At 73.7% G+C, this 11,738-nt stretch carries 11 protein-coding genes; 6 read left to right on the top strand and 5 right to left on the bottom strand.

What is annotated here, in order from left to right; translation table 11 throughout:
• Positions 1-958, bottom strand: a 958-nt coding sequence (gene meaB, locus E1283_RS21640) for a methylmalonyl Co-A mutase-associated GTPase MeaB (RefSeq protein WP_132819777.1), incomplete at its 3' end; no start/stop codon positions are given.
• Positions 955-2,175 (bottom strand): acetyl-CoA C-acetyltransferase, encoded by a 1,221-nt coding sequence (locus E1283_RS21635; RefSeq protein ID WP_132819776.1) that lies wholly within the window; start codon positions 2,173-2,175, stop codon positions 955-957. The genes E1283_RS21635 and meaB, both read right to left, overlap by 4 nt.
• A gap of 136 nt (positions 2,176-2,311) precedes the next feature.
• On the opposite strand from E1283_RS21635, the gene mce reads away from it, so the two are divergent.
• The 5 genes from mce to E1283_RS21610 all read left to right on the top strand — a co-directional run bounded on the left by mce (position 2,312) and on the right by E1283_RS21610 (position 9,189).
• Positions 2,312-2,764 (top strand): methylmalonyl-CoA epimerase, encoded by a 453-nt coding sequence (mce, locus tag E1283_RS21630; RefSeq protein ID WP_132819775.1) that lies wholly within the window; start codon positions 2,312-2,314, stop codon positions 2,762-2,764.
• Positions 2,765-2,883: 119 nt separating this feature from the next.
• A complete protein-coding gene (locus E1283_RS21625) occupies positions 2,884-6,210 on the top strand; it encodes a hypothetical protein (RefSeq protein WP_132819774.1) in 3,327 nt (1,108 codons plus the stop codon).
• Positions 6,211-6,463: 253 nt separating this feature from the next.
• The gene (locus E1283_RS21620) at positions 6,464-7,414 is read left to right on the top strand and encodes a coiled-coil domain-containing protein (protein WP_132819773.1); all 951 of its coding nucleotides are present in this window, start codon (positions 6,464-6,466) and stop codon (positions 7,412-7,414) included.
• A gap of 88 nt (positions 7,415-7,502) precedes the next feature.
• The gene (locus E1283_RS21615) at positions 7,503-8,429 is read left to right on the top strand and encodes an ABC transporter ATP-binding protein (protein WP_132819772.1); all 927 of its coding nucleotides are present in this window, start codon (positions 7,503-7,505) and stop codon (positions 8,427-8,429) included.
• Positions 8,416-9,189: an ABC-2 transporter permease gene (locus tag E1283_RS21610; RefSeq protein ID WP_132819771.1), complete on the top strand. Its 774-nt coding sequence runs from the start codon at positions 8,416-8,418 to the stop codon at positions 9,187-9,189. Before E1283_RS21615 ends, E1283_RS21610 begins: the two co-directional genes overlap by 14 nt.
• Here the strand turns inward: E1283_RS21610 and E1283_RS21605 are convergent.
• A complete protein-coding gene (locus tag E1283_RS21605) occupies positions 9,159-9,461 on the bottom strand; it encodes an ATP/GTP-binding protein (RefSeq protein WP_132819770.1) in 303 nt (100 codons plus the stop codon). The genes E1283_RS21610 and E1283_RS21605 overlap by 31 nt on opposite strands.
• A 237-nt stretch (positions 9,462-9,698) precedes the next feature.
• On the opposite strand from E1283_RS21605, the gene E1283_RS21600 reads away from it, so the two are divergent.
• Complete coding sequence (locus E1283_RS21600) at positions 9,699-10,805, top strand: LLM class flavin-dependent oxidoreductase (RefSeq protein ID WP_132819778.1); 1,107 nt, start codon at positions 9,699-9,701, stop codon at positions 10,803-10,805.
• On the opposite strand, the gene E1283_RS21595 is transcribed toward E1283_RS21600, so the two are convergent.
• Positions 10,774-11,166, bottom strand: coding sequence for an SCO5389 family protein (locus E1283_RS21595; RefSeq protein WP_132819769.1), 393 nt, complete (start codon positions 11,164-11,166; stop codon positions 10,774-10,776). The genes E1283_RS21600 and E1283_RS21595 overlap by 32 nt on opposite strands.
• Before the next feature lie 269 nt (positions 11,167-11,435).
• Positions 11,436-11,738, bottom strand: a 303-nt coding sequence (locus E1283_RS21590) for a response regulator (protein WP_481906699.1), incomplete at its 5' end; no start/stop codon positions are given.

Raw genomic sequence — 11,738 nt, 5'->3', positions numbered from 1 at the left:
CCACCACCCCCGCCACCAGTTCGTCGGCCGCGGCGTAGGGGTCGAGGGTGCCGGCCAGGATGCGGTCGGCCAGGGCGTCGAGCCGGCGGTCGCCGCGAAGGTCGGCGATGCGTTCGCGAAGGGCCGTGACCGCGATGGTCTCGACCTCACGGGCCGCGCGGCGGTGGCGGCGGGCGGCGAGCTCGCCGTGCTCGTCGAGCCAGGCGCGGTGCTTGTCCAACGCGGCGACGACGTCGTCCACGCCCTCGCCGCGGGCGGCGACCGTCTTGACCACCGAGGGGCGCCAGTCGCCGACGGCGCGCGCCTCGCCGAGGCCCAGCATGTGGTTGAGCTCCCGGACCGTGGCGTCCGCGCCGTCCCGGTCGGCCTTGTTGACCACGAAGACGTCGCCGACCTCCAGGATCCCCGCCTTGGCGGCCTGGACGCCGTCGCCCATGCCGGGGGCGAGCAGCACCAGCGTGGTGTCGGCCTGGGAGGCGATCTCCACCTCCGACTGGCCGACGCCCACCGTCTCGACCAGGACCACGTCGCAGCCGGCCGCGTCCAGCACCCGCACGGCCTGCGGGGCGGCCCAGGCCAGGCCGCCGAGGTGGCCGCGGGTGGCCATCGAACGGATGTAGACACCGGGGTCCGAGACGTGCTCGCCCATCCGGATGCGGTCGCCGAGCAGCGCGCCGCCGGAGAACGGCGACGACGGGTCCACGGCCAGCACCCCGACCCGGCGGCCGGCCCGCCGGTAGGCGGTGACCAGGGCCGAGGTGCTGGTGGACTTGCCGACGCCGGGCGCGCCGGTGAGGCCAACGACGTAGGCGTGGCCGGTGTGCGGGGCGAGCGCGGCCATCACCTCGCGCAGCAGCGGGGAGGCGCCCTCGACCAGGGAGATCAGCCGGGCGACGGCCCGGGGCGCGCCCTCCCTGGCCTGGGCCACCAGCCGCGCCACGTCCGGGGGAACCGTCACGAGCGCGGGGCGCGCAGGATCAGCGCGTCGCCCTGGCCGCCGCCGCCGCACAGCGCGGCCACGCCGACGCCGCCGCCGCGGCGGCCCAGCTCCAGCGACAGGTGCAGGGCGAGCCGCGCGCCCGACATGCCGATGGGGTGGCCGAGGGCGATCGCGCCACCGTTCACGTTCACCCTTTCGGGGCCGACTCCGAGGTCCTTCATTGACTGCACGGCGACGGCCGCGAACGCCTCGTTGATCTCGATCAGGTCGAGGTCGTCGACGGTCAGTCCCTCCCGGTCGAGCGCGTGCCGGATCGCGTTCGCGGGCTGCGACTGCAACGAGTTGTCGGGCCCGGCGACGTTGCCGTGCGCGCCGATCTCGGCGATCCAGGAGAGGCCGAGCTCCTCGGCCCGCGCCCGGGACATCACGACGACGGCCGCGGCGCCGTCGGAGATCTGCGAGGAGGTGCCGGCCGTGATGGTGCCCTCGCCGGCGAAGGCCGGCGCGAGCCGCGCGAGGGACTCCACGGTGGTGGCGGGCCTGATCCCCTCGTCCTGGGCGAAGGGCACCGGGGCGCCCCTGCGCTGCGGGATGGCCACCGGGGCGATCTCGGCGTCGAACAGGCCGGCCTCGCGGGCGGCGGCGGCCCGCTCGTGGGAGGCGGCGGCGACGGCGTCCTGCTCCTCCCTGGTGATGCCCAGCTTGGCGTTGTACCGCTCGGTCGACTCGCCCATCGCGATTCCGTCGAACGGGTCGGTGAGCCCGTCGAGCGCCATCGCGTCCAGCAGCTGCACGGAGCCGTACTTGACGCCCTCGCGGCCCTTGGGCAGCAGGTGCGGCGCGTTGGTCATCGACTCCTGGCCGCCGGCCACGACCACGTCGAACTCGCCGGCCCTGATCAGCTGGTCGGCCAGCGCGATGGCGTCGAGCCCGGAGAGGCACACCTTGTTGACGGTGAGCGCCGGCACCGACATCGGGATGCCGGCCCGCACGGCGGCCTGCCGGGCGGGGATCTGGCCGGCGCCGGCCTGGAGCACCTGGCCCATGATCACGTACTCGACCTGCTCGGGCGCCACGCCCGCCCGGCTCAGCGCGGCCTCGATCGCGAAGCCGCCGAGCTCGGCGCCGGAGAACGACTTCAGGGAGCCGAGCAGCCGCCCCATCGGGGTCCTGGCACCGGCGAGGATCACCGAACCGCCGCCGGAGGAACGCCCTCGCGAAGAAGTGATGGTCATGGGTCCCTCCACGGAAGACTTCGGGAGTGAACGATCGTTTACGCCAATGTACAGAGCGTGACCGGGAAGGTCACCGCCGCGTACCTGTGACGGTGGGCACGTTGCACCACCGCCCCAAGAGCGGTGCACTAGGGGAATGTTGACTCGAATCGATCACATCGGGATCGCCTGTTTCGATCTCGACGCCACCGTCGAGTTCTACCGTGCCACCTACGGCTTCGAGGTCCATCATTCCGAGATCAACGAGGAACAGGGCGTCCGCGAGGCCATGCTCCGGATCAACGGCACCGACGACGGGGCCGCCTCGTACCTCCAACTGCTGCAACCGATAAGAGAGGACTCGCCGGTCGGAAAATGGCTGGCCAAGAACGGTGAGGGCGTGCATCACATCGCCTTCGGCACCGCCGACGTGGACGCCGACTCCGAGGGGATCAGGGACAAGGGTGTCCGGGTGCTCTACGACAAGCCACGTCGTGGCTCCATGGACTCACGCATCACGTTCCTCCACCCCAAGGACTGTCACGGAGTGCTCACGGAAATCGTGACCGCCGCCTCCGCTCAGGCACCAGGAGACTCCTCGGGCCACTGACGTGAGCTGCCCCGGCCGGTAGAGTGGCCCCGCCGGGGCAGTGGGCGTCATTCTCGTCCCGAGTTCGGCCGATGACCGGATCTGCTACACCACGACCAGGGGACGGATGGGACCGCGCGGTGCCTGGCTACGACACCTACCAGGCTGACGACCAGCTCTCGCAGCTCGAAGCCGAGATGGGACGGCTGAAGAAGGAGCGCGACAAGGCGGTCGATCACGCTGACGACCTCGGCTATCAGGTCGAGGTGCTGCGTGCCAAGCTGCACGAGGTGCGCCGCGCCCTTGCCCTGCGCCCCGTCTACGGCGACGCCCAGTCCCACGCCGAGCAGGTCCTGCGCGGCGCGCACCACCAGGCCGACCAGATGCGCGTGGAGGCCGAGCGCGAGCTGCGCGACGCCAGGACCAGGTCGCAGCGGGTCATGCAGGAGCAGGCCGAGCAGCGCGCCCGGATCGAGGCGGAGCTGCACGCCGAGGCGGTCGGCCGCCGGCAGCGCCTCGACGAGGAGCTGGCGCAGCGCCGCTCGACCGTCGAGTCCCACGTCAACGAGAACGTCGCCTGGGCCGAGCAGGTGCGGGCCCGCAGCGAGGCGCAGGCCCAGCGGCTGCTCCAGGAGACCAGGAACGAGTCCGAGCGCACCGTCAGCCAGGCCAGGGCCGAGGCGGTGCGGCTGACCGAGGAGACCAGACAGCGGCTCGCCGCGGACGCCGAGCAGGCGCGGGCGGAGGCCGAGGAGCTGGTGCGGCGGGCCCGCGCCGACGCCGAGCGGCTGCTGACGGCCGCCGCCACGCAGGCCCAGGAGGCCACCGAGCACGCCGAGCGGCTGCGCACCTCGACGGCGCAGGAGGCCGACTCGGGGCGGCGCGAGGCCGCGGCGCTGGTCCGCAGGGCCGAGGAGCGGGCGGCGGCCACCGAGACCGAGCTGCGCGCGGCCCGCGAGGAGGCGGAGCGGCTGGTCGCCGAGGCCACCGCGGAGGCCGAGAAGCGCAGGGCGGCGGCCGAGTCCCTGTACGACCAGCGCGCCGCGACCGCCAAGGCGGAGATCGCGCGGATGGTCTCCGAGGCCACCACGGACGCGGAGAACCGCCGCGCCGAGGCGCAGCACGCGCTGGACGAGGCGCGGGCCCAGGCGGAGCAGGTGCTGGCCGGGGCGGCGGACGAGGCGCGGACCAAGTCCGCCGAGGAGTACGCGGCGCAGCTCGCCGAGGCGGCCCGCACCGCCGAGGAGGTGCTGACCAAGGCGGCGGCCGACGCGCAGGCCACCACCAGGGCGGCCACCGAGGAGGCCGAGCGGCTGCGGGCCGAGGCCGAGGCGGAGGCGGACCGGCTGCGGGCCGAGGCGCACGACGTCGCCGTGCAGCTGAAGGGCACCGCGCAGGACGACACCAAGGAGTACCGGGCCAAGACGGTCGAGCTCCAGGAGGAGGCCCGCCGGCTGCGCGGCGAGGCCGAGCAGCTGCGGGCCGAGGCCGCCGAGGAGGGCGAGCGGACCAGGGCCGAGGCGCGCCGGGAGTCCGTGCAGCAGATCCAGGAGGCGGCGGGCCGGGCCGAGGAGCTGCTGGCCCAGGCGAAGGCCGACGCCGAGGAGATGCGGGGCTCCGCCACCACGGAGAGCGAGCGGGTCCGCACCGAGGCCATCGAGCGGGCCACCACGCTCCGCAACCAGGCCGAGCAGTCGCTGCGGAAGGCGCGGGGCGAGGCGGAGCAGTTGCGCGCCGAGGCCGCCGAGCACGCGGAGCGCACCACCCAGGAGTCGGAGGAGACGGCCCGCCGGGTGCGGGCCGAGGCCAGGGAGGCGTCGCGCACCGAGCGCGACGCGGCCACCGCGGAGCTGGAGCGGCTGCGGGTCGAGGCCGAGCGGCGGGTCGGGGCCGCCGAGGAGGCGCTGGCCGAGGCGCGGGTCGAGGCCGAGCGGCTGCGGGTCGAGGCGAGCGCGGAGCTGGAGCGGCTGCGGGCCGAGGCGGCGGAGCGGATCAGGAGCCTCACCGAGCAGGCGGAGCGGGCCGCGCAGGAGGTGCGCGACGGGGCCCTGACGGACGCGGCGCGATTCCGCACCGAGGGCGAGGAGTTGGCCGTCCGGCTGCGCGGCGAGGCGATCGCCGAGGGCGACCGGCTGCGGGACGAGGCCCGGGAGGCCGCGGACCGGGTGCGGTCCGACGCCGGGGCGGCGGCCGAGCGCACCGCGGCCGAGGCCGCCGAGGCGCTGTCGGCCGCGCAGGAGGAGGCGGCCAGGCTGCGCCGCGAGGCGGACGCGCTCCTGGCGGACGCGCGGGACGCGGCGCACGCCGAGCGCGCGCAGGCGCGCGAGCAGGGCGACGAGTTGCTGGCGCAGGCGCGCGCCAGGCTGGACGAGGCGGAGCGGCGCGCCGAGACGCTGGTGGCGGCGGCCGAGCACAAGGCCCAGCAGGAGCGGGACTCGGTCTCGGGAATCCGCGAGGCGGCGGAGGCGGAGATCGCCACCCACCGCGCGGAGGCGGAGCGCGAGGCCGCCCGGGTGCTGCGCGAGTCGGCGGAGGAGAAGGAGGCCGCGTCCGCGCTGGCCGAACGCACCGTCAAGGACGCGATCGCGGAGGCCGAGCGGCGTCGCACCGAGGCGACCCAACAGGCCGAGCGGACCAGGGCCGAGGCGGACGAGCTCCAGGACCGGGCGCGCCGGGAGGCGTCACGCAAGCGCAGCGAGGCCGCGGCGCAGGCGGACGAGTTGCTGGCGAAGGCCCAGGAGGAGTCGCTGCGGATCGCGGCCACGGCCGAGGAGCAGTCGGACACGATGGTGGCGGCGGCCCGCAAGGAGTCGAACCGGCTCATCGCGGACAGCCAGGAGGCGGGTTCCGAGCTGGTCGAGACGGCCCGCAGGGACGCCAACCAGCTGCTGGACGAGGCCCGTCGGGACGGGGCGGCGATAAGGGACCGGGCGGAGGAGCTGCGGACCAGGATCGAGTCCGAGGTCGAGGAGCTGCACGACCGGGCCAGGCGCGAGTCCGCCGAGCAGGCGCGGGCGGCGGGTGAGCGCGTCGACAAGCTGATGAAGGCGGCCGAGGAGCAGCGCGCCGAGGCGCGCACCACGGCCGAGCGGCTGGTCTCGGAGGCCAACTCCGAGGCGGGCAAGGTGCGGATCGCCGCCGTGAAGAAGGCGGAGGCGCTGCTCAAGGAGGCGGAGCAGCAGCGGGCCCGGTTGGTGCGCGAGGCGCAGCAGACCCGGGCCGACGCGGAGCGCGACGCCAAGCGGATGGTCGAGGAGGGCAGGCGTGAGCTGGACCGGCTCACTCGCCGGCGTGAGGACATCAACGCGGAGATCTCGCGGGTGCAGGACGTGTTGGAGGCGCTGGAGTCGTTCGAGGCGCCGAAGCCCAGTGGGAAGAACGGCAGTCGGGGTGGCAAGCCGCCGGGCAGCGTCGCCGCGGCGGGGGGCGGTCCGCCGCGTCCGGGCAGAGGGCGTTCGGGGTCCTGATCCGGGGCTCGGCCGGGCCGGCGGCGTGGTCCCGGGCGGGCCGTCCATATCGCCACTCGATTGAGCGGATGGGGCGAACATTCTCCACACAGATACCTGATCCGCTCGAAGACACGCCGGTTTGCCCCCTAGGATGATGGCCCCGAGGGCTTGGATCGTCCGGACCGTAGGCTTGGGAGCTCGACCTCGGAGCGCCGAACGCCCAGGCCCCACAACCCAACTCACCGAACCCGTCTGAATCGACAGGAACCCCATGAGCGAAACTTCCTCCCCCTTCGGCTTCGAGCTCGTGCGGCGTGGATACGACCGCGGGCAGGTGGACGACCGCATCTCGAAGCTCGTTGCCGACCGCGACAGCGCACTCGCTCGGATCACCTCCCTGGAGAAGCGGATCGAGGAGCTCCACCTCGAGACGCAGAACGCGCAGGCGGCCATCACGGACGCCGAGCCGTCCTATGCCGGGCTCGGGGCCCGCGTCGAGAAGATCCTTCGCCTCGCCGAGGAAGAGGCCAAGGACCTGCGTGAGGAGGCCCGTCGGGCCGCCGAGCAGCACCGCGAGCTGGCCGAGGGCGCCGCGCAGCAGGTGCGCAACGACGCCGAGGCGTACGCGGCCGAGCGCAAGGCCAAGGCCGAGGACGAGGGCGCCCGGATCGTCGACAAGGCGCAGAGCGACGCCGCCGCGACGCGTGCCGAGGCCGAGAAGGACGCGCAGAACAAGCGCGAGGAGGCGGACGCCCTCTTCGAGGACACCCGCGCCAAGGCCGCTCAGGCCGCCGCCGACTTCGAGACCAACCTGGCCAAGCGGCGCGAGCAGTCGGAGCGCGACCTGGCCTCTCGTCAGGCGAAGGCCGAGAAGCGTCTCGCGGAGATCGAGCACCGGGCGGAGCAGCTGCGCCTGGAGGCCGAGAAGATGCGCACGGACGCCGAGCGCCGGGCCCGCCAGACGGTGGAGACCGCGCAGCGGCAGGCCGAGGACATCGTGGCCGACGCCAACGCCAAGGCCGACCGGATCCGCAGCGAGTCGGAGCGTGAGCTCGCCGCGCTGACGAACCGTCGCGACAGCATCAACGCCCAGCTGACCAACGTCCGCGAGATGCTGGCCACGCTGACCGGCGCTCAGGTCGCGGCCGTGTCCTTCGACGATGACGACGACAAGGCGGGCGACAGCCTGACCAAGGGAGTGCCGGCCCAGCAGTCCCGCTGAGCCAGCGGGCCCCGCTCGCCTCACTCGAACGGCGCAGGGACCGCCGCCCCACCGGGCGGCGGTCCCTGCGCCGTCTTAGCGTCGAGGCGTGATCGAGCTGTCGGACCTGACCAAGCGGTACGGCGCCAAGACGGCGGTGGAGGGGCTGACGTTCTCCGTGCGTCCCGGCGTGGTCACCGGCTTCCTCGGGCCGAACGGCGCCGGCAAGTCGACGACGATGCGGATGATGCTGGGGCTCGACCACCCGACCGACGGCGAGGTGCGGATCGACGGCCGGCGGTACGCGGAGCTGCGGGATCCGCTCACCTTCATCGGGGCGCTGCTGGAGGCGCGCTCGGTGCATCCGGGCCGCACCGCCTACCACCATCTGCAGTGTCTGGCGCAGAGCAACGGGATCCCGACGCGGCGGATCGACGAGGTGCTCGATCTGGTGGGGCTCACGGCGGTGGCGAGGAAGCGGCCCAAGGGGTTCTCGCTCGGTATGGGGCAGCGGCTCGGCATCGCGAGCGCGATGCTGGGCGATCCGCGGATCCTGATGTTCGACGAGCCGGTGAACGGGCTCGACCCGGAGGGCATCCACTGGATCCGCAACCTGATGAAGCGGCTGGCGGCCGAGGGGCGGACGGTGTTCGTCTCCAGTCATCTGATGAGCGAGATGGCGCTGACGGCCGAGCATCTGGTGGTGATCGGGCGGGGGCGGCTGCTGGCCGACACCTCGATGGCGCGGTTCATCGAGGAGAACGCGCGGACGTCCGTCCGGGTGCGTTCCCCCGAGCCCGAGCGGCTGCGGGAGGCGCTGGAGGGCGCCGGGCTCGCGCCGGCGCGGCGGCCGGACGGCGGCTTCGAGGTGGAGGGCGGGGACACGGCCCGGGTCGGCGAGCTGGCGGCGGAGCACCGGGTGACGTTGCACGAGTTGAGCGTGGAGCGTGCCTCGCTTGAGGAGGCGTTCATGCGGCTGACCCACGGGACCGTCGAGTACCAGGCGCACGACGGGGGCGACGATGAGCTGGGATGAGACGCGCCGGGTGCTGCTCTCGGAGTGGACCAAGATCCGGTCGGTGCGGTCCACGGTGTGGACGCTGGCGGCGGCGCTGGTGGTGACGGTGGCCCTGGGCATGCTGATCTGTCTGCTGGTCAGGAACACCTTCAACGAGCTGTCGCCGCACGAGCGGATGACGTTCGACCCGACGCTGACCAGCTTCGCCGGCACCTCGCTCGGGCAGCTGGCGATGATCGCGTTCGGCATCCTGGTGGTGGCGGGCGAGTACAGCACCGGCATGATCCGGGCGTCGCTCTCGGCGGTGCCGCGGCGCGGCCTGTTGATGTTCGCGAAGGTGGCGGTGGCGACGGCGCTGGCGCTCGCGGTGGGGATGGTGACCAGCTTCCTGGCGTTCGTCCTCGGCCAGGCGCTGCTGGGCGACCACCGCACGAACCTCGGCGAACCGAACGTGCTGCGGGCGGTGTTCGGCGGCGGCCTCTATATGGGCCTGATCGCGCTGTTCGCGATGGGGGTGGCGTGGATGCTGCGGAGCCCGATGCTGTCGTTCGGGGTGCTGATCCCGTTCTTCTTCATGATCTCCGGCATCCTGGCGAACGTGTCGGCCACCCAGAAGCTGGGCCGCTACCTGCCGGACCAGGCCGGCTCCTGGATCATGTCGGTGGTGAACACCGGCGACCGGCCGTACGGCCCGTGGGCCGGTCTCGGCATCATGGTGCTGTGGGTGGCGGCGGCGCTGCTCGGCGGCTACCTGGTGCTGCGGCGGCGGGACGCCTGACGGGCGGTGCGGCGGTCCCGGGCGGTCCAGCAGGGGGCGTGCCAGTGGCGGCGGTCGTCGACGGCGCCGAGCTGGGGCCAGGCGACGACGTGCGGCACGCCGGGTGGGATCTCCTGGTCGCAGCCGGGGCAGCGGTAGTGCTTGGCCGCGGCCGCGCCGGCGATCCGCCGAACCACCCACTCCTCGCCCTGCCAGGTGTCGATGCTCTCCGTGCCGTAGACGCGCTGACTCGGCTGAGGGCGGGCGGCAGGCCGGTTGCGACGCGGGGACACGGGACACCTCGGTTCGTCGGGGCGGCGGACTCGCCGGCGAACAGGCCGGTGTCTCGATTTTACGCAGCGCCGCCGACAGCTCTCGGGACCGCATGAATCCGACATCCACCCGATCATCACAAAAAATTGCTGCCGGCCCGTGCCTTTGGCACGTGTCACCCGTTGTTCCAGGAGGGCACCCGTTCACTCGACGGCGTACCACACAGCTCGGCGAGAGGGGCGAGGGTGATGGACACCCTGCGGATAGGGACATTTGTGCTGGCCGGTCAGTATCCGGGCCAGAGCCACCGGGAGGCACTCCACCGGGCGATCCGCTCGGCCGACGTCGCCGAGGAGGTCGGCCTCGACTCGGTCTGGCTGGCCGAGCACCACTTCGTGCCCTACGGCGTCTGCCCCTCCGCCACCACCCTCGCCGGAATGCTGCTCGGCCGCACCCGCCGCATCCGGGTCGGCACCGCGATCTCCGTGCTGAGCACCACCCACCCGGTGACGCTCGGCGAGCAGACGGCGCTGCTGCACCTCGCCTCCGGCGGCCGGTTCTCGCTGGGCGTCGGGCGCGGCGGCCCCTGGGTCGACCTGGAGGTCTTCGGCGGCGGCGCGGCGGCGTTCGAGCACGGCTTCCCCGAATCCCTCGACCTGCTGCTGCGCTGGCTGCGCGAGCCGCGGGTCGCCGCCGGCGGCGAGCGCTACCGGTTCCGCGAGGTGCCGGTGGTGCCGAGACCGGCCGAGCCCCCCGAGGTGGTCGTCGCCTGCACCTCGCCCGGCACCGTGCGGACCGCGGCGGAGCGTGGGCTGCCGATGCTGCTCGGCATGCACGTGGGGGACGAGGAGAAGGCGGAGATGGTCGGCATGTGGCGGGCCTGGGCGGCGGCGGCCGGCCATTCGCCGGAGGAGATCGCCGGCGCCGGGCACGTGTCGGCCGGCGTGGCGCAGGTGGCGGACAGCCACACCGAGGCGGTGGAGACGCTGCGCCGGGCGCTGCCCGGCTGGCTGCGCCGGGGCCTGTCGGCGCACCAGACGCTGGACGGCGGGCCGCGCCGGATGCGCGACCCGCTCGAGTACACGGAGTTGCTGTGCGAACTGCACCCGGTCGGCGATCCACGGCTGTGTGCCGACCGGCTGGCCGTCACGGCCGAGCGGACCGGGATCACCCGGTTCGCGCTGCTGGTCGAGGGTTCGGGAGACACGGTCGCCACCGAGCTCAACGTCCGGCGACTCGGCGACGAGGTGCTGCCGCTCCTGCCGCATCCGGCGGCGGGGGCGGCGGCACCCGGCAGGCAGGTGGCCGAGGCGGCCGGCGCTGCCCGGCCCGTCAGCAGTCCCGCAGCTCCGGCGACTGGTTGAGTATCTGGCCCCGGACGGAGGTGAACCTGGCCAGGGCGTCGTCGGAGGCGGCGTCGAGGGGGAACACCGCCACCCGGTGACAGTTCTGGAAGGCCAGCTTCACCCCGAAGTGCCGTTCGAGCGCGCCCCGGATGGCGTCACTGGCGAGCGCGCGGAGCAGCTGACCGCGGGCCTGTTCGCTGGGCGGGGGTGTGGTGTTGTCGGCGAAGGCACCGCCGTCGACCTTCAGCCGGGCGACGAGATCACTGATCATGTCCCAGGCGAAGGGTAGGGATGTTCGGACGCAGTCGACGAACGCCTTCTCGTCGACCTCGCCTCGCTCGGCCTGCTCGAGCAGCACCGGTGAGACGTCGAGCGACATCGGATTCTCCTCTCGGACCCCTGGCGAGGGGGTCTGACGGACGGGCCGCGGGAACCGTGCCGCCCGTCACCGCGTCAAACCCTCAGGCGGTGAATGAGCGGCGACGCCCCCGTGGCCAACGGTAGGCGTCCTGGCCCGCGCATGTCAGTGGAACGGGCAGATAACTGGCCATCGCCGAACCCCACCATTCCCTTCCATACCGGCGCCCCCTCGTGCCCCCTGTGCCCTCGCGAACGCGCCGCGCAAGCGCCGGCCGGGCGGCGGGGGGGCTAGCGTTCCGTCAGCCAGCGGTAGCACAGCTCCGGGCGTCCGACGTGGCCGTACTGCGGGCTGCGCTCGGCCCGCCCCGTCTCGACCAGGTGCTCCAGGTAGCGCCGTGCGGTGATCCGCGAGATGCCGACCGCCGCCGCGGCCGCCGCCGCGGTGACGCCGACCGCGCCGGCGTCGCGCAGGGCCCTGGTCACGGCCGACAGCGTCGGGCCGCTCATGCCCTTGGGCAGCGCGGCCGGCTGCGGCGCGCGCAGCGCGCCGAGGGCCCGGTCCACCTCCTCCTGACCGCCGGCCTCCCCCAC

Source organism: Streptomyces hainanensis, from assembly GCF_004348415.1.
Lineage (GTDB): Bacteria > Actinomycetota > Actinomycetes > Streptomycetales > Streptomycetaceae > Streptomyces > Streptomyces hainanensis.
Note: the sequence above shows the minus strand (reverse complement) of the source record. Positions and strands in the feature narration are given on the sequence as shown.